Here is a 19432-nt window from a genome sequence, read left to right as displayed (position 1 = left end):
AGGAGACGGATTGAGTGTTGAAGCGTATTGTAATTTCGATGGCGTGTGTTGCTAGTCTTTCAGGCTGTGCAAGTTTTATTTCAGGTGGAACTGGCGCAGAACCAGTTGGGGTGGTGAGTGGAGCTCGTTCTTTAGGTCAGGTATTTATTGACTCTTCAATTGAACGTACAGCAAAGATCAATTTATACAAATTGGATGCTCGTTTTAAACAATCTCGAGTCAATGTGAATAGCTTTCACAGTAATGTCTTGTTAACAGGTCAAGTGCCTGATGCGCATTTGAAACAGTTAGCAGAAGATAACGTTCGAGCGATGAGTGATGTGAAATCTATTCATAATTACATCACAGTTGGTCCTCAAATTGGTTACTCTACCATCATGCAAGATGCGACTGCGACAGCGAATACACGTGGCTTAATTATGCGTGCGCCAGTTGTTTCAGACAGTAAAGTCTTGGTTCATACTGAAGATGGCGTGTTATATGTGATGGGACGCTTAAATACAGCTGAAGAGCAAGATCTCATTGAAGTTTTACAACGAGTAGGGAATGTAACGAAAATTGTTACTTTGATTGATAACGTGGAATCTGCTCAAGTAGGCGCAGGTGTTCAATCATCATCACTTATTAACCCTTCAGCGGTAAGTACTCAACCTTATGTTGAGACACCCGTTGCAATTGATCCTGATGCTGGTGTTAGTTACCAATAATGTCGAATAAGATTACGCAATTTTTTCCGAAATCAGTTCAGTTAAAACTTACCCAGTTGAATCAAAAACTGAATGCTTTTCGCCCATATAATTTGGGTGGTTTGGCATTAAATCAATTGACCTCAAATAAAGGCTATTCTGTAAAAAGAAATATTGCTTATGGTCTTAAAGCTCGGCAACGACTGGATCTTTATGTTTGCCAAGCGCCAGCGAATAAACCTTTAGTTATATTCGTGCATGGTGGTGCATGGAGTAGAGGAAGTAAGGACGATTACAAGTTTCTTGGAGAAAGTTTGACACGTGCTGGATATAACCTCGCCGTAATAAACTATCATCTGGCGCCAGAACATATTTTTCCTCGTTACGTAACTGACCTTGCAGATTCAATTCAATATTTAATCAAAAGTGCTGATAAATATGGTATTTGTGCAGATCAAATAGCGCTTATCGGACATTCTGCTGGTGCTTTTAATGTGATGTCACTGATTTACCATCCTTCATTCATTGACTTTGAAGGACGAGATCGAATTAAAGCGTTGATTGGTTTGGCTGGACCCTATCACTTTAACTATCTAGGTGATCATTTATCTGAACATGCATTCGATAAAGCAGTAAATTTCAAAGCGGTGATGCCATACTATTTTGTAGAGAAAAATAATATTCAGCACTATATTTTTCTAGCAGATCAAGATACGTTGGTAAAAGATCATAATTCTGAAGAGATGCATCAAGCACTGTTATCTGTAGAGAATCATAGCCAGCTCATTCGGGTGCCTCGTACTGGACATGTATCAATCATGGCAACAACTGCCACATTATTTGATCGACTCTTCAAAACTCGATCTCTCATCCTGAAAGTTTTAGAAGAGTCCTTCAAATAAATCTATAACGATTCGGATTTGATTTATTCAGATTTGAAAGGAGTATTGTGAATGACATGTTGAATCATGGCATGCGCAATACTTCCTGCAAATGGAATTTCTGGTAAGTCATCAAATTTAAAGAATTGGGCATCACTAATTTCATCTTCCTGAAGCACAATTTCACCTGAATCATACTCGGCTCGAAAAGCAATCATTAAATTACTTGGGAATGGCCAAGGTTGGCTGGCAAGATATTGAATATTTTTAACGTTTAGACCAATTTCTTCCATGGTTTCGCGTTGCACAGCCTCTTCTAAAGTTTCACCAACTTCGACAAAACCTGCAATCAAACCATACATATTGGATTTATTTTTTGCATTTTTCGCGAGCAAAATTTCATTGTCACCTCGTGTAATTACCGTAATGACACAAGGTTGAACACGAGGGTATTGGTGATAATTACATGCTGGGCAGATCATGGCATATTCTGAACGGTGCACATCTGTTTCTGTACCGCAATGACTGCAAAATTTATGATTACGACGCCATTCTAATAATTGAACTGCTCGACTCGCTTGTTCAAATTGTTGCTTAGACCATTGAGTGATCAACTGTCGGATTGGCACAAGTTGATAACCTTTAGGAATTGCTTCTTCAATATGTAGATCTCGTGCAATTACTTGATCACCAGATTGGAAAATCAGATCACTCTCTAAACGTTCAACACGTGGTAATTGGAAGTTTTCATCAACGAGAAGTTGATGTTGTTTAAAAATATAAGCAACAGAGAGTTCAGACATTAGGCAACCGCTTTAATTTTTTGACTGCTGATGAGTGCAGTCTCAGATACTGATTTATGAATAGGATAATCATACTTCAAGCCATCAAGATGAAGCTCTAGACTGGCAAGCACATCTAGAATGTGCTGAAGTTGTTGGGGGGTGAGTGATTTCTGAATATCGTAATAGTGTTCAACCGCCTCAGCACTATTTTTTAGCGCATTACTTAATATTTGAGCATCAAGAAATAGAGCGGCTCCGCTTAATTGTCTTAAATTGGTTGTGATGTTTAATAAATCATTTGTGTCTTGAACATCATTGCTTTGAAAAAGTTTATCGCCTAGTTCTTGCAAGAGAATTCGAGCTTCTTTTTGCAGCGTTTCATGTGCATCATCTAGCCGATCCAGTGATATATTCATATTATTCACATCAAGTTGAATGCGAGTTGGTGCAAAATTTCGCTTCAAAATCCCGATAGAGTTCATAGCCGATAGCATGCTGTTCATTAATCGTTGAGCAAAATCGGCATTTTGTTGAATATAGGTTCGATGAAAATGATCTGCTTGCAGTTTCATCTCTGCATAAGCTTCATTAAGATTCATGACTAAAAAGATATTTGCCATACGATACAGCTTTAAGCGAATATCTAAAATTTGATCGTCGGTAAAACTTTGATAGTGACTTTCAATATCTAATCTTAATTGATTCAATTCTTCTGTAATCAAGTGAGCAACGGTATCCATTGTTCTTTGATCAGGTCCAAATAGATGGCGACTAAAAATTTGTAGTTGAACATCAGTCAAAATGTTGTCCGAGATTTGAAAATACTCACGAAGCATTTGTGAATCGTAGTTTTCTTGGCTAATACAAATCGCTAAAGCATTAGCAAAGTCAGTTTCATCGACCTGAAAATGCTGGGGTGCATTTAAGAACTCACGAATTTGACTGCCAACTTTAGCCAACCATTTTAGGCGTGCATCACTGAGAATGAGTTGGTCAAGTTGATTAAATGCGATTTGCATCAGAAGCCAATATTGTTGACTCGGTGTTTCAAGAGAGAGCAGTGCTATATGATCTACAATGAGTTTAAAACGATCAAAATCGTCTTCAGTTTCATTTTGCGTCACTAATTTTATTAAACAATCTTTATATAGTGTATTCCAATAATCAGATGAATTAATCTGATTCGATGAAGCTTGCGGTGTTAAAGTTAATTGTTTCTGAGTGGTCTGAATTCCATTACCCAAAGCTGTGCAAGGGATGTTCAATACTCGTTCAAGATGGTTAAGTGTATCTAAGAGAAATTGGGGGACATCGACTTCACGTAAGCAAATAAACTCGATATATCGCTTTAGCATCGTTGTACCATCACTTAATGCGGCAGCGTATTTCAGGTTTTTTGCGGTTGGATTTTGCATCATCTTTGACATGACTTGCGCACAGTAGTGTGCAAGTTGTGCAAGATGAGGAAGCTCGATCATGGCAAAAACTTGATTGGATTGCTCAAGTCGAATGAATGCGTCATCTATCCCAAAAGGAAGTGTTTGATCCTCAATAAGCTCTGATACTGTATTTTCGACCTGATCGATGATTTGATCAATTTCTTTTTTAACAATAAGTAATGCTGTAGGGTCAAAATAAATTGAACTTTGATAAGACATCGATCGAAACCTATGTTGGCCGTTAATTTTGCTCAGAGCCCAGATAAGGGGAATTATTGCTCTAAATGAATATAGCCGAACTGATCGTACTTTACAAAATGAATCAAGCAGATGGAAGATTATTTAGCAAATAAACACGGCTCACCATTTTTTTCTTGGTAATCTTCGATCCATTTTTGGTGTGCTGCTAATTCCTCATCAGAAGCATAAATGATTGGTAAATCTACCTCAATTTTTTGGTACTGATTTTGTCCAGTTTCAGAATGATGATCATGCGCTGAGAGTGCATCGATATCAAATGAAACTTGACCACCTGTCATGGCTAAATAAACATCTGACAGAATTTCTGCATCCAGTAAGGCGCCGTGGAAGGTACGATCACGCTGTGGAACTTCGTAGCGTTTCACTAATGCATCCAATGAGTTCTTTTGACCTGGATGTTTCGCTTTTGCCATTGCAAGTGTATCGGTCACTGCGCAGACTTCTGAAAGCGTACCAAAGCCAGTACGTTTGAACTCCATATCTAAGAAGTTCATATCGAAAGTTGCGTTGTGTGCGATAATTTCTGCACCTTTTAAGTACTCGTACAGTTCAGCAGCGATTTCTTCAAATATAGGTTTATCTTTCAAAAAATCATCAGAAATACCGTGAATTGCTTCAGATTCACCGACTGGTTTTTTGGGATTGATATAAATGTGAATTGAACTTCCTGTCAGTTTACGATTGATCATTTCAATCGCACCTACCTCGATAATACGGTCTGTATCTTGATAATAAAAACCTGTAGTTTCCGTATCTAAAATCAGTTGGCGTGGTCCCTGTAAATTTAAACGAGCAGGTGTGACCACAATATGTGGATGCGATTTTTCAGCTAACTGAGGAACGCTTTGATCTACAGATTCAGAATTTAAGTCCTGTGCATCAACTGTCTTAATAATATCTGAGGAGTTTGAGGTGACTTCGTCCGTGCTGTATTCAGCTTGATCATCATTTTCTGCTAAATCAATTTCAACTTCTTCATCTTGATCATTGAGATCTAAACCAAACGGATCATTGAGCAACCAATCTTCAGACTGTTTTTTTTTATCATTCGCTTGCAGGGAATTTTTAAATTGTTCAGCCGTTTGGTCAGCGCCTTGATTAGCTAACTGATCTGCCATTTCATTGCCTGGATGTCCTGCATGACCTTTAATCCAGTTCCATTCAATGTCTCGACCTTGACAAACTTGATCCAAAGTTTGCCATAAATCAGGATTTTTTACGTCTTTCCAATTTTTCTTTTTCCAACCACTGATCCATTCAGTAATACCGCGTTTTACATAGTTTGAGTCTGTCCAAATGATCAGCTTTGCATCAACAGGACAAAATTTGATTCCTTCGATTGCAGCGGTTAACTCCATACGATTATTGGTCGTGTCTGGTTCACCACCACATATTTTATGTTCTGTATCCTTAGTGATGATGTAAGCACCCCAGCCACCTAGCCCAGGATTACCACGACATGCGCCATCAACATAAAGTGTTATTTCAGACATAGTTTGAACCAATCAATCGAATAAAGTGTTGAACATCAAGTTCGGAAATTTTATTGTATACGTAAATGCGAAACATCAGTGCGATAACTGGATATTTTTTAATGTCTTGTAACATTTATAAGCAATTACTCATCAAGAAGAGACTTGCCTGAACAACGAGCTCCTCTAAAATGGCTTATATACAATAAATTTACTATGCGTCTTTCGGAATTTGTATGTCTAAAACAACCACCGCAGTGTGGCAGCCATCTGCAACTTTTTTATTTAAAATTTCAGTAATTACTTCCACAGTAACCGGATTAGGCGTAATGACTGGCTGTACAGCGAGTCCCACTTCTGTTAAGACGCAAAAGACGAATCAACTCGGCATGTTAGATGCCAGTAGTTTAGATTCACTTGAAGATCTTTTATCTGCAACTGATATGCGTGCAGTAGAAGGTGATCGTTTACTTATTTTAAAACACGGTGATGTTTGGAAACGTATGACCGTTGGTTTTAAAATGGATGAAACAAAGTGGGATCCACGGATTGATGCTCAAAGAAGTTGGTTTATTACGCGTCAGCCTTATCTGGATCGTTTATCCGCTCGAGCTTCTCGTTATCTTTATCATACTGTAAAGGAAGCAGAGCGTCGTGGATTACCTACTGAACTTGCTTTACTTCCTGTCATTGAGAGTTCCTATGATCCTGCTGCAACGAGTTCAGCGGCAGCTGCAGGGATGTGGCAATTCATCCCAAGTACAGGTCGTATTTATGGATTAAGACAGACCAATTTGTATGATGGACGCCGTGATGTAGTTGAGTCTACACGTGCAGCCTACGAGTTTTTAGGAAGTTTATATAACCAATTCGGTTCATGGGAATTAGCTTTAGCGGCTTATAACGCTGGTCCTGGACGTATTCAACAAGCGATTAACCGTAATAAGGCTGCTGGCTTGCCTACAGATTATTGGTCATTACGTTTGCCTCAAGAGACAATGAACTATGTTCCACGTTTCCTTGCAGTTGCACAGATTATCAAATCCCCTGAAAAGTATGGCGTCAGATTACCACCAATTGCGAATCGTCCTCACTTTAGAGAGGTTCCAGTTCCAGCAGGTGCGAGTTTAAACGAAATTGCTTCTCTGACAGGCTTAAGTCGTGCAGAACTTTATCAACTGAATCCAGGGCATCGTGGTGATATTATTGATCCTCAAAGTCCACAGCGAATTTTAATTCCAGCAGATTTAAATCCAAATATTGATCGTAAATTGAAAGCACTTAAACCAAGCAGTACAGGTCTATGGGCGAGCGCTTCAAGCCCTGTTTCTACATCTACGCCAGCAACGACAATTACAACGACAGTAAATACACCAAAAGCTTCAAATGCTTCCGTATTGGCAACTCAAACAGCGAAGCCAGTTAATAATACTCAAACACCTTCAGTATCTACAACAATTTCAACTTCGAAGGGTAGGACTCCTTCTGGTTCTGATGCATTGGCAGCTTTTGCTGCTTCGGCAGTGGTGCCAAGCGCACCTCGTATACCTGTTGCTGTTACACCGGCGCAAAATGTTAAACCTGTACGTGTCGAACCCGAAATCACTGCTGAAGAAAAAGCCAAAATCTTAGCTTCAATTGCACCTGAAAAAACCACAACAACTACGAGTTCTGATCAAATTATTGCCTCGGTCATTGAGCCACAGGCCACTGAAGCAGAAAAAGCGGAAGTCGTTAGAGAGATTAGTGCCATTGCACCTCAAGGTACTGAGATCGTCGATCCTTTAGATGGCAAGATTAAATTAACTGCGATTCAGACAAGTCAGTCTGTGGCAGCAGGACAAGGTTCAGAAGTTAAAGTTGGCTTTGCTTATCCTAAATCTGTAGCAGAAAGTACATTGCCTACTTCTGAGGAAGCCCAGCTTAATCAAGGTAAGGCATTTAAGAAAACTGAAAGTGAAGTGGTTGTAGAACCACCTAAGGGTAAGCGTAGTACGTATACGGTACTCCCTGGTGACACGCTGGCAATTATTGCAATGAAAAACGGCGTAAGTTGGAGAGATATTGCAAAATGGAACCAAGTAGATCCAAATGCAACCTTATATGTAGGTGCGACCCTATATCTCTACGATGCTAAGCCAGTGACATCTGCTCAGAAAACGGATATAAAGCCAGCAAGTTATATTGTAAAAGCAAATGATAGTCTGACTAGTGTTGCAAACCAGTTTGATTTGAGTGTCCAACAATTGGCTGAATTGAATGGTCTAACTATCAATAGTAATTTACTGGTTGGGCAGAAGTTAAATCTAATCCAGTCTCAAGCATCTAAATCAAGCAAAACTGAACAAGCGGTAACAAAGGTTCAAACGAAATCTTATACGGTTAAACGTGGCGAATACTTAAAGTTAATCGCTGATCGATATGGACTTTCGACTCAAGAGTTAGCGTCATTAAGCTCAGGACTGAAAGCTGATAGTAGCCTGTACGCGGGTCAAAAAATTAATGTTCCTTTAGAAGAAGTGCAATCTGCTACAGCTTCATCAACGACTCGCGCGAGTAATGCGAAAACTGTACCTGAAATTCAGACTGAAACTTACCGCGTACAACGAGGAGATACGTTGTACAACATTGCGAATGCGCATAAGTTAACCGTTGTTGAGTTGGCGACACTGAATAATTTGGATATTGAAAAAGGATTGATGGTTGGTCAAACCATTAAAGTACCAGCGGGATCTAAAGTACCAGAGCAATATGTTGTTCAATCAGGCGATAGCCTGAATGCCATTGCAAGCAAATATAATCTTTCTGTCGCACAGTTAGCAGAAATGAATGGCTTGCGAACGAATGCAGGATTGCAAGTTGGGCAAAAGCTGAATTTGAAAGAAGATGAAAATAAAGCTTCAACTAAGCAGAGTTCGACACGAAATAATTCGGCTGCTGAGAAAGTAGAGTCTCACACTGTGAAGAGTGGAGAGACCTTAGCAAGTATTGCGCGACAATATGATATGCCGCTTCAATCATTACTTACGCTGAATGATCTAAATGCGAGATCAGTCCTTCAAATTGGTCAAAAATTAAAAGTAAGTCGCGATGTTGAAAAGGCGGCTACGAGTACTGAAAAAACACCAGTCCGTCAATCAAAATCGCGTGATACAGAGGATTATGCTGTCAAATCAGGTGAGTCTCTCCATGTTATTGCTACACGATTTGATATGACTGCAAAAGAACTTGCAGATCTAAATAAGTTGAACCTACGTGCTGGATTGCAAAGAGGTCAAATTATTCAAGTTCCTAAAGTGGTCACAGATTATAAAGTCCGTAGTGGTGATTCCCTGTACAGAATTGCGAATCGATTTGGTATAGACATTGATCAGCTTGCAGAAATGAATGGTTTGAAACCAAACACACCTTTACAGATTGGTGCTACGATTAAAGTTCCACATTCTTAAGTCTGCTTAAGCAATCAGGAATTTCATATCGAGATGTGCATTTCATCAACTTTGTCAAAAGCAAAGTTTATTTTCCTCTTCTTGCCCATTCATATCAGTGCATGGGCAAATCTTCAAACGACGCCTTATATTGCTTTACAGTCAAAACCGAAATATCTGAATTTAGATGCGATGCCATATGCCAACCCAGACGCACCAAAGGGTGGAAAGTTGGTGAAAGCGGCTGATGGGACATTTGATAATCTAAACGGTATGAATGGGCAAGGAAGTTGGGTTGAAGGTACAAATTACTTGTTCGATACGCTATTTTCCAAGTCATTAGATGAACCAAATGTGTTTTATCCACTTTTGGCTGAGAAAATTCAGTTTGATCCAACCCGAACAAAATTTGTGATTTTTCATTTAAATCCACGTGCTCGATTTAGTGATGGATCTCCTGTACTGGCTGAGGATGTTAAATTCACGTTTGAAATGTATTTAACCAAAACCAATCCCGGTTTACAGATGTATTTGTCTGATTTAGATAAAATTCAGGTTCTGTCTAAACATGCCGTAAAAATGGTATTTAAATCAGAAAGAAATACTGAAATGCCAGCAATACTTTCACAGATGCCAATTTTTTCTAAAAAAGATTGGCAATCTAAAGATTTTAGTCGAGCAACACTGAAACCCATTTTAGGATCAGGGCCATATACAATTAAAAATCTTGATGCTGGTCGTAGTATTACCTATCAGCGTAATCCCCATTATTGGGCCAAGGATTTACTTGTAAATCGCGGTCGTTATAATTTTGATCAAATTAAATATGTTTATTACCGTAGTTCGGACATTGCATTTGAAGGATTTAAAGCTGGACAATATACATTTCACCAAGAGAAATTTGCTCGTAAATGGAAGACGGAATACAACTTTCCAGCATTTAACTCAGGGTTGGTTAAAAAATATAGTGTAGCTTTAAAAAATCCTGCTCCGACACAAAGTATCGTTTTTAACACACGAAAAAAACCGCTAAACGATATCTATTTTAGACAAGCAATGACCTATGCTTATGACTTTGAATGGCAAAATAAAGCATTGTTTTATCAACAATATCAACGTTTACAAAGTCATTTTCAGTTTAGTGAGCTCGAAGCAAAGTCAGTCCCAAGTCCAAAAGAGTTAACAATATTAAAACCTTATTTATCTCGGTTGCATCCTTTACAACGAGAAGGGGTATTAAAAGCGTGGAAATATCCCATCACTGATGGTACAGGCTACAATCGTAAAGGCTTACTCACTGCTCGGAAAATTTTAATTGAGCAGGGGTATTCATTTAAAAATGGTAGTTTGCATGCGCGTGATGGAAAACCAATTCAATTAGAATTGCTTCTTCATCAAGAAGGCTTACAACGGACGCTCATGCCTTATATTCGAAATTTAAAAAAATTGGGTATTCAAGTTTCGATTCGGCAAGTCGATATGCCTCAATATTTACAGCGGATGCGTCAATATGATTTTGATTTAACCACGATGGTGATGCCTCAGTCACTAAATCCTGGGAATGAGCAAGCGCAATTTTGGAGTAGTCATGCTGCAAATGAAGAGGGAAATTATAATTTTTCTGGTGTGAAAAATAGCGTTATAGATGAAATTATACAACGTATTATCCATGCACCTAATCGTGAAAAATTAATATTAAATACACGTGTCTTGGATCGTTTATTACGTGCTGGATATTATCAGATACTTACTTATGGAAATGATCGTGAATGGTATGCGTATTGGAATATGTATAAACAGCCACAGATTAAACCCAAACTCGCTGTTGGTGAAGATTATTGGTGGGTAGATCAACAGCAAGCTCGCAAAGTAGCTACTTATCTTGGTCGAAGTAAAGGCTCACGTTAAAGGTTAAATTTATGGGGCTTTATATACTTAAACGACTTTTGCTGATCATTCCCACCTTATTTTTGATATTACTCATCAATTTCGCCGTCGTTCAAATTGCTCCTGGTGGACCTGTTGAACAGGCAATACAGAGAGCTGAGCAGTTTCAAGGCATTGGTGTTGTGTCTGGTTCGGCATCTCAAATTAATGAGTTTCAGAGTCATTATCAGGGTACACGAGGACTCAGTCCTGAAATGGTCGAGCAGATCAAAGCGCAATATGGATTTGACCGCCCTGTGCATGAGCGCTTTTTTCTAATGCTAAAAGGATATTTTCAACTCGATTTTGGAACGAGCTTTTTTAAAAATAAATCAGTAGCAACATTAATTTTGGAAAAAATGCCAGTCACGATCTCCCTTGGATTATGGAGTACCTTACTGATCTACAGTATCGCCATTCCTCTAGGGATTAGAAAAGCGAATAAACATGGCGGTCTGTTTGATCAAACGACCTCCTTAATATTGGCGGTTGGTTATGCAGTGCCAACTTTTGTATTTGCTATTCTACTTATTATGATTTTTTCGGGGGGATCCTATTTACAATGGTTCCCATTACAAGGATTGGTCTCCGAGAATTTTGCTGAACTCAGTTTCATTGATAAAGTTAAAGATTATTTTTGGCATCTTACATTGCCTGTCCTTACTATTATATTAGGTGGATTTGCGACCCTCACATATCTAACAAAATACTCTTTTATGGAAGAATTAAATAAACAATATGTGACGGCAGCTCGTGCTAAAGGTTTGACCGAGCAACGCGTTTTATACAATCATGTTTTCCGTAACGCGATGTTGATCGTTATAGCAGGATTACCTGAAGCACTGATCGGAATTTTTTTTGTTGGTAATCTATTTGTAGAAATTATATTTAATCTTGATGGTTTGGGTTTGCTTGGATTTGAGGCAATTCAGCAGCGTGATTATCCCGTGATTTTTGGAACATTGTTTATCTTTACGTTGGTCGGTCTAATTTTGAGATTACTCAGTGATGTTCTATATCAATTGATTGATCCAAGAATCAATTTTGATCGTCGAGGAGCATAATAATGTCTCCACTTTTCGATCAACGAATTTCAAAATTTAAGTCACATCGACTCGGATTCTTAAGCTTCATTTTATTTATCGCGATCTTTATTTTATCCTTGGGAGCAGAGTTTATTGCCAACGAAAAACCAATACTTATTTATTATAAAGAAGAAATTTATTTCCCAATTTTTAAGCCTTATCCTGAAACAACATTCGGTGGTGTCTTTGAGACTGAGGCTGATTATAAAGATCCAGCTGTTCAAGAATTGATTAATGAGCATGGATGGCAGATTTGGCCTATCATCCCATTTTCATATCAAACACCTAATTATGAATTGGCAGAAGCTGTACCATCTCCACCGACCTCCGTGAATTGGTTAGGCACAGATGATCAAGGTCGTGATGTCTTGGCAAGATTAATATATGGTATTCGTATCTCTTTGCTGTTCGGCATTGCACTTACTATTGGATCTGCATTCATAGGAATTACCATTGGTGCTATCCAAGGCTACTTTGGCGGTTGGTTGGATCTGATCGGTCAAAGGCTGTTAGAGGTGTGGGGTGGTCTACCAATGTTATTTATTGTGATGATCTTAGTGAGCATGTTTACACCAAGCGTATATTGGCTGTTTTTAATTATGCTGATGTTTGGTTGGACTGCGTTAGTTGGTCTTGTTCGTGCAGAGTTTCTGAAAGCCAGAAATTTGGACTATGTGCGAGCTGCGAGATCACTCGGTGCTACAGATAGTCAAATTATTATCAAACATATTTTACCCAATGCTATAAGTTCGTCACTCTCACAGCTTCCTTTCATTCTTACCGCTAATATTACCGCACTTACAGCCTTGGATTTTCTGGGCTATGGTTTGCCACCTGATACAGCTTCAATTGGTGAAATTTTATTACAGGGTAAGAATAATCTATCAGCACCGTGGTTGGTTTTATCTGGATTTTTTAGTCTAGCAGTTGTGTTATCTATTCTTATTTATATCGGAGAGGCAGCTCGAGATGCATTTGATCCAAGAGGCTAAACCAATACTTGAAGTCAACAAGCTCAATATTCAGTTAAATGAACAAAAAATCTTAACTGATTTGTCTTTTAAGCTAAATGCGGGTGAGACAGTAGCGATTGTTGGTGAAAGTGGTTCAGGAAAATCTTTAGCTTGTCTAAGTCTTCTAGGTCTTCAAGATCGCGCTCTAGACTTAAGTGGTGAAATCATATTTCAAAATGAAGATCTGCGTCTAAAACACGAAGATCAGTTGCGCTTAATACGTGGCAATAAGATCGCGATGATATTTCAAGAGCCAATGACGGCACTTAATCCATTACATACAGTTGAAAAAATTATTTCAGAACCTTTATGGTCGAAGGGGCTTAAGAGAAAAGACATTCAAAAAAAAATAGAAGAAGTGCTTTGTGATGTAGGGTTGGGTAATTCATCAGACCTCCTCAAGCGATATCCACATCAGTTGTCTGGTGGACAGCGTCAAAGGGTGATGATCGCAACAGCTCTGATTTCGGAACCTGAAATTTTAATTGCAGATGAACCAACAACAGCCCTTGATGTATCACTACAGAAGCAAATTTTAAATTTAATTAAAGACCAAGCGCATCAAAAAAATATGGCCTTAGTTTTGGTTAGTCATGATTTAAGGTTGGTGCAACAATATGCTGATCAGGTATTGGTTTTGTCTAAAGGTGTCACAGTTGAACAGGGTGATCTCTCTCAAATATTCCTGCAGCCTTGCCATGAATATACTCGACTGCTCCTTAATCAGCAGTTTGATTCGATTTCACCTATCAGTGAACAGGCCAAAGAACTTTTAAATACTGAACATCTTCGAGTGCGCTATCCACCTAAGCTGAATTTTCTGAATGTATTTAAAACTCAATTTATAGCAGTGGAAGATTTAAGTTTCCAGCTTAAACAAGGAGAGTCGCTTGGTATTGTAGGTGAAAGTGGGTCTGGAAAAACCAGTGCTGCACTCGCGCTTGCACGACTCATAGAGTCAACAGGTACCATTGAGTTAAATTGTATCAATCTCAATCAGTTGTCTGACAAGCAATTAAGAGCGCATCGAAAAGATTTTCAAATCGTTTTTCAAGATCCTTTTTCGAGTCTCAATCCAAGAATGGATGTTTTGTCATTATTAACTGAAGGGTTAAGATTAAAAAAATTGAGAAAGAGTGAAAAATTAAATCTCGCGATTCAAGCCCTTGAAGAGGTTAATCTCACAAAAGAATTTCTTGATCGTTATCCTCATCAAATGTCGGGTGGACAGCGACAAAGAGTATCGCTGGCCAGAGCACTTATTCTGAAACCTCAATTACTCATTCTGGATGAGCCAACATCTGCATTAGATCGCAATACACAAATAAAATTGGTGAAATTACTTCAAGATATACAGCAGAGAACAGGGATCAGTTACATCTTTATTAGTCATGATCTGAAAATTGTGAAAGCGTTATGCCATCGAGTTATGGTGATGAAAGATGCAAAAGTTATAGAAATTCAAGAGACAGAACGTTTATTCCGTGCACCGATTCATGCTTATACGCAACATCTTATACAAAGTAGTTTATAAAAGTTATTTGACAAGAAGGATTGTCAATTCTAGACTGAAATTCAGGGAAGTCACGCCTAATTGGTTTTAGGTTTAGATAAGCACAAAATTGAGAACTTCAAGATGAGTAAAATTGCTGAGCCGATTCAAATTCGTAATACAACTTTCAAAAATCGCATTATTAAAGGCGCAATGAGTGAAGCTCTAGCGAATGCTGCTGGTGAACCAAATCATTTGCACACAGGCTTGTATGAAGCTTGGGCAAGAGGAGGTTTAGGGGGTTCAATCACAGGAAATGTGATGGTTGATCTACGTGCGAAGAATGAGCCTGGTGTCGTCGTGGTCGAAAATGAGCGAGATTTACCTAAATTAAAGGCATGGGCTGACCTAGGTAAACGTTATGGTATGGTCCAGCTTGTTCAATTGTCTCATCCGGGCAGACAGTGTCCTAAAGGCTTAAATAAAGAAACTGTTGCACCGTCTGCTGTTCCATTTAGTGCTATGTTGGCTACTACCTTTGCTACTCCACGGGCTCTCGAGCATGAGGAAATCCTAGATCTAATCCAAAGGTTTGCAACCTCTGCAGCGATTTGCGAAAAAGCGGGCTTTGAAGGTGTTCAATTACACGGTGCTCATGGATATTTAATCAGTGAATTTCTATCGCCACTGACCAATAAGCGTAATGATCAATGGGGTGGAAGCATTGAAAATCGTATGCGTTTCTTATTAGAAATTTATAAAGCTGTTCGAGCTGCAACATCCGAGAATTTTATCGTTTCAGTGAAATTGAATTCCGCAGATTTTCAACGTGGTGGAATTACTGAAGAAGAAGTGATTCAAGTATTTAAAGCTATTGATGATGCAGGTATCGATTTAATTGAAATTTCAGGTGGTACGTATGAAGCGCCCGCAATGGCAGGTGCTAAAGCTGAACAGCGTAAAGCAAGTACCATTGCACGTGAGGCTTACTTTTTAGATTTCGCAGAGAAAATACGTCAAGAAGTAAAATGCAAACTGATGGTTACAGGTGGATTCAGAACCGTTAAAGGGATGAATGATGCTTTAGAAAGTGGTGCATGTGACTTTATTGGAATTGCACGCCCGCTCGCTGTAGAAACGGATTTAACTGATCGTTTGATTGCAGGACACGATGTTAGATATGCAGTAAAACCAATTAAAACAGGGATTCCATTTATTGATAAAATGGCAATTATGGAAATTATTTGGTATGCGGCACAATTCAAAGCGATTGGTGAGGGTAATCAACCTAATCCAAAACTTTCACCTTTAAAAGTTTTTCTGAATTATGCAAAAGGAAATGTGAAGGCTATCATTCAGGGCAAAGTTAATTCAAGAAAATCTGCATAGTATAAATCAATACATATAAGGAGCCTTTATGGCTCCTTATTTTATGCGGCGAGTTAAAACTAAAGCGCAAGTGTTTGAAAAGGGAAAAGTAACTTAGAGACTTCTTGGGTTGCCCATAATCCGATCGCTCGTGGATGATAGTAAGGTGATAGATATGGAATTAATAATGCGAGTTTATCGTTTGTATCATCTAATGAATGACATTGATGTTTGATCTGTTCAAGTTCATGTTGATTATTGTATTTTGATAGCCAGTTTTGATCTCCTGTTACAGGCATTCTTTTTAAACGAACAGTTAATGATTCCCCTTGAATCCAGTCTTTGATCAGCATTTTCTCAGTTGCATTAAACACACCAAACATTTTGCCATCACTATCGTGAATAAGTTTCCAAAAACGACTTTCTTCGACAGGCCTGTTTTTAATAATCCATTGTTTATCAATTAAGATTTGAATAAATTCAGATATTAATTCAGGTTGAGCGAGCCATTCGTTAATTGATCTGCCATTAAATTGACATTTTTGGTTATGGATATGTTGACCGACAACTGCTTTTCTTTGCAGAAGTTGATAAACGCTTTGAGTCAGATCAATTTCTCGGATGATATTTGTTGAGCTCAAGCCAAGATCATTCATTTGGAAACCCATTTTCACCAGTTCAAGATATTTTGATTTATCTTGAGCTTGATGATAATGATCAATAAATGCCTGTATTGATTTTTCAGCATGTCCATTGTGTGCATTATCAATTGTAATATGAACATTAAAATAATGAGGATCAATTCCAAGTTCTGCTAACTCATAATTGGTGATTAACAGGTGTAGTGGTAATTGTTCATAACCCAAGTTAAATCCAATTACCAGTGGAAATAAATCATGTGATATATATGCGAGAGCAAGTTGAACAGCGGCTTGTTCAAAATAAATATCATCTAAATAATTAATGTACGGTTCAAGCTCGAAATGTCGTAGTAAGCTTTGATACATGCAAACATGATTTGCTTTAGCATCTCCCAAGCCAAGTTCTTCTAAGTAGATATAGCTTAGATCTTTGTTCTCAAACAAAGAGGGGTGCGTAAGAGATGAATATAGCCATGAGCCATCTGCATATTTAACTGGAGCAACTTTATATAAAAACTCTAAAGCATGAGAGATGGTTGGAAAGTAGTCACGCCCAAGGCCTGATTTTCGTTGATCTAGATAACTTTGAAATTTAGAACAAGTTTGATCATGTTCGTGTTGTATATGTTGCCTAACTTGGTCTACCTGATCAATCCATGATAAATGAGTCGTATTGAGTTGATCGAATAGTGAAAGAACATAGCTTTCGGCATATTCTGTTTTACATTCACGATTCACTTTAGGGTCTAAAAAAAACTCAACCCAGTCTTTATTTGTTTTAGGACTAATTGTATTTAATTGTGATGGGGATGCTAGGGGATTAAGTACGGTGTTGTCCAACATCATCTTCTCCAAGCGTTATTAAGGGTTTAAACCACCATAACCTGCAAAGATGATAATGTTGTTTATTTTGTGTTCGATTTTTAGGGTGACTAAGTTATAAAAAAAAGCCCAAGTCTTAAATGCTTGGGCTTTTTTATGAGATGTATCATCTCGAATATGGCGTCCCTACGGGGATTCGAACCCCGGTTACCGCCGTGAAAGGGCGATGTCCTAGGCCTCTAGACGATAGGGACAGTGCAGAAATATATTTTAAACCATGTTATTTCAATTGAAATTAATGGCGTCCCTACGGGGATTCGAACCCCGGTTACCGCCGTGAAAGGGCGATGTCCTAGGCCTCTAGACGATAGGGACTTAATAAAATCTACTTCTGAAAATTGGCGTCCCTACGGGGATTCGAACCCCGGTTACCGCCGTGAAAGGGCGATGTCCTAGGCCTCTAGACGATAGGGACGTTTCAGAGGTGGGCGTATAATAGGGTGAAAATAGGGGGGTGTCAAACGCATTTCAGCAAAAAAATTAAAAAAATGGTGTGTTCGTATGAAAATAAAACAATATTGAATTTAAAGGCTAAATTTAGATCAAATCTCCAAGAAATATTAGAAAAGCATTGGAAAAATAGGAACTGTCTAAGCAAAAAAATAGCGACCGAAGTCGCTATTTCAAAATCAAGATTTATCGTGATAAAACAGGTAATAACTGGCATAGCATACAGCAATGAACGCTAAACACCCGAAAAAGCTAATACGCATACTTGGATCAAATACCATACTTAAGCATGTGATAAAACAGAACACAAAACCTAAGATTGGGACAATTGGAAATAATGGAGCAGCAAAGCCCAGCTCTTCTTTTTTGCGCCCTTGCTTATACCAATCGCGTCTGAAATTAAATTGGCTTAAACAAATACTCATCCACACAACGACCATTGTAAAAGCAGCAATACCTAATAAATTGGTAAAAATAGTCTCAGGTGCGAATTGTTCTGACAATAAGCCTGGTAACCCACCGATCATTGTCACGATCACTGCAACATAGGGGATACCACGTGCATTCACTCTAGAAAATACTGCAGGGAGCTGCTTTTTGTAAGATAAAGACCACATCATGCGTGACGCAGCAAACAAACCAGAGTTAGCAGCTGATAATAAAGCGGTAATAATTACAAAACGGATGATATCTTCTGCATAGGGAATACCAATATGCTGGAAAACAGTCACAAATGGAGAGCTACTCACACCTTCAGCAGCTAAGCCAGCTTCTTGATGTGGAAGAAGTGACGTTACTACAATGATTGTACCTACGAAGAAAATCAACAGACGAAAAATCGCTGTATTAATCGCTTTAGGAACATTTTTAGCTGGGTCTTTAGTTTCACCAGCAGCAACCCCAATTAATTCTGTTCCAGAGAATGCGAAGTTTACGATAAGCATCGTAGCAAAAATTGGGAATAGACCTTCAGGGAACCAACCTTGTGCAGTTAAATTGCTAAATAAAGGCGCAGCTTCGTAACCTTGATAACCAATTACACCAAAAATTGCGAGTAGGCCTAAGAGAATAAATGCAACAACAGTAATAACTTTAACTAAGGCCAGCCAAAATTCAGATTCTGCGAACCATTTTGTGGAAATCATATTTAAAACAAATACGAATACACCAAAGACTATAGTCCACATCCACATGGAACTATCTGGGAACCATTCCTGCATGAGGAGGGCGGCGGCTGTAAACTCAGTTCCTAATGTAACCGACCAAGTTAACCAATATAACCAAGTGATGGTATAGCCTGTTCCTGGTCCAATATATCTTTTGGCATAAGCACCAAACGAACCAGACTCAGGCATATGAACGGCAAGCTCACCTAAACACAGCATAACCATGTAGGCGATAATCCCGCCAAGGATATAAGAAATAATGGCACCAACAGGCCCCGTTTGTGCAATGACTTCACCCGAACCTAAGAAAAGTCCAGTTCCGATTGCGCCGCCAAGCGAAATCATAACCAGATGTCGAGTACTCATAGCGCGTTGTAAAGGCGCAGAATTGCCCTGATGCGAAGCATCATTCGGAGATGAGTGCATAGGATTGAAAATTCGAAACAAATGAAGCGAG

13 protein-coding genes and 3 tRNA genes are annotated in these 19432 nt (G+C 38.7%); 8 read left to right on the top strand and 8 right to left on the bottom strand.

Annotated features, from left to right (window positions below):
• Nucleotides 1–14 precede the first annotated feature (14 nt).
• Nucleotides 15–707, top strand: coding sequence for a BON domain-containing protein (locus AC1M9B_RS05335; protein WP_481588942.1), 693 nt, complete (start codon nucleotides 15–17; stop codon nucleotides 705–707).
• Nucleotides 707–1588, top strand: coding sequence for an alpha/beta hydrolase (locus AC1M9B_RS05330; RefSeq protein ID WP_481608715.1), 882 nt, complete (start codon nucleotides 707–709; stop codon nucleotides 1586–1588). Before AC1M9B_RS05335 ends, AC1M9B_RS05330 begins: the two co-directional genes overlap by 1 nt.
• A gap of 23 nt (nucleotides 1589–1611) precedes the next feature.
• On the opposite strand, the gene nudC is transcribed toward AC1M9B_RS05330, so the two are convergent.
• The 3 genes from nudC to dnaQ all read right to left on the bottom strand — a co-directional run bounded on the left by nudC (nucleotide 1612) and on the right by dnaQ (nucleotide 5545).
• Entirely contained in the window at nucleotides 1612–2370 is a 759-nt protein-coding gene (gene nudC, locus AC1M9B_RS05325; protein ID WP_481608714.1) for an NAD(+) diphosphatase, read from the bottom strand.
• The gene (locus AC1M9B_RS05320) at nucleotides 2370–4010 is read right to left on the bottom strand and encodes a chemotaxis protein (protein ID WP_481608713.1); all 1641 of its coding nucleotides are present in this window, start codon (nucleotides 4008–4010) and stop codon (nucleotides 2370–2372) included. Before AC1M9B_RS05320 ends, nudC begins: the two co-directional genes overlap by 1 nt.
• A 119-nt stretch (nucleotides 4011–4129) precedes the next feature.
• The gene (gene dnaQ, locus AC1M9B_RS05315; protein ID WP_481608712.1) at nucleotides 4130–5545 is read right to left on the bottom strand and encodes a DNA polymerase III subunit epsilon; all 1416 of its coding nucleotides are present in this window, start codon (nucleotides 5543–5545) and stop codon (nucleotides 4130–4132) included.
• Nucleotides 5546–5760: 215 nt separating this feature from the next.
• Between dnaQ and AC1M9B_RS05310 the strand changes: the two genes are divergently transcribed.
• The 6 genes from AC1M9B_RS05310 (at nucleotide 5761) to AC1M9B_RS05285 (ending at nucleotide 15857) form a co-directional block, all read left to right on the top strand.
• Nucleotides 5761–8973 carry a LysM peptidoglycan-binding domain-containing protein gene (locus AC1M9B_RS05310; RefSeq protein ID WP_481608711.1) on the top strand — a complete coding sequence of 1071 codons (3213 nt, stop codon included), beginning with the start codon at nucleotides 5761–5763 and terminating at the stop codon, nucleotides 8971–8973.
• A gap of 39 nt (nucleotides 8974–9012) precedes the next feature.
• Nucleotides 9013–10860 (top strand): extracellular solute-binding protein, encoded by a 1848-nt coding sequence (locus tag AC1M9B_RS05305; protein WP_481608788.1) that lies wholly within the window; start codon nucleotides 9013–9015, stop codon nucleotides 10858–10860.
• Between the two features lie 11 nt (nucleotides 10861–10871).
• Nucleotides 10872–11942, top strand: coding sequence for a microcin C ABC transporter permease YejB (locus AC1M9B_RS05300; protein ID WP_481608710.1), 1071 nt, complete (start codon nucleotides 10872–10874; stop codon nucleotides 11940–11942).
• A gap of 2 nt (nucleotides 11943–11944) precedes the next feature.
• Entirely contained in the window at nucleotides 11945–12955 is a 1011-nt protein-coding gene (locus AC1M9B_RS05295; protein ID WP_481597230.1) for an ABC transporter permease, read from the top strand.
• Nucleotides 12933–14510 (top strand): dipeptide ABC transporter ATP-binding protein, encoded by a 1578-nt coding sequence (locus tag AC1M9B_RS05290; RefSeq protein ID WP_481608709.1) that lies wholly within the window; start codon nucleotides 12933–12935, stop codon nucleotides 14508–14510. The genes AC1M9B_RS05295 and AC1M9B_RS05290 overlap by 23 nt, the downstream gene beginning before the upstream one ends.
• Before the next feature lie 102 nt (nucleotides 14511–14612).
• Nucleotides 14613–15857 (top strand): NADH:flavin oxidoreductase/NADH oxidase family protein, encoded by a 1245-nt coding sequence (locus AC1M9B_RS05285; protein WP_481594359.1) that lies wholly within the window; start codon nucleotides 14613–14615, stop codon nucleotides 15855–15857.
• Nucleotides 15858–15916: 59 nt separating this feature from the next.
• Here the strand turns inward: AC1M9B_RS05285 and AC1M9B_RS05280 are convergent, their stop codons facing one another.
• From AC1M9B_RS05280 to AC1M9B_RS05260, 5 genes are all read right to left on the bottom strand, one after another.
• Nucleotides 15917–17320 carry an iron-containing redox enzyme family protein gene (locus tag AC1M9B_RS05280; protein WP_481608708.1) on the bottom strand — a complete coding sequence of 468 codons (1404 nt, stop codon included), beginning with the start codon at nucleotides 17318–17320 and terminating at the stop codon, nucleotides 15917–15919.
• A 157-nt stretch (nucleotides 17321–17477) separates the two neighbouring features.
• Nucleotides 17478–17553, bottom strand: a tRNA-Glu gene (locus tag AC1M9B_RS05275).
• A 45-nt stretch (nucleotides 17554–17598) separates the two neighbouring features.
• Nucleotides 17599–17674 (bottom strand) — tRNA-Glu (locus AC1M9B_RS05270).
• Nucleotides 17675–17698: 24 nt separating this feature from the next.
• Nucleotides 17699–17774, bottom strand: a tRNA-Glu gene (locus AC1M9B_RS05265).
• A 214-nt stretch (nucleotides 17775–17988) separates the two neighbouring features.
• Nucleotides 17989–19401, bottom strand: coding sequence for an amino acid permease (locus AC1M9B_RS05260; RefSeq protein WP_180027912.1), 1413 nt, complete (start codon nucleotides 19399–19401; stop codon nucleotides 17989–17991).
• Nucleotides 19402–19432 lie beyond the last annotated feature (31 nt).

The organism is Acinetobacter sp. ANC_7513 (genome assembly GCF_056779915.1).
The sequence above is the reverse complement of the archived record's forward strand: the minus strand, read 5'-3'. Positions and strand labels throughout refer to the sequence as shown.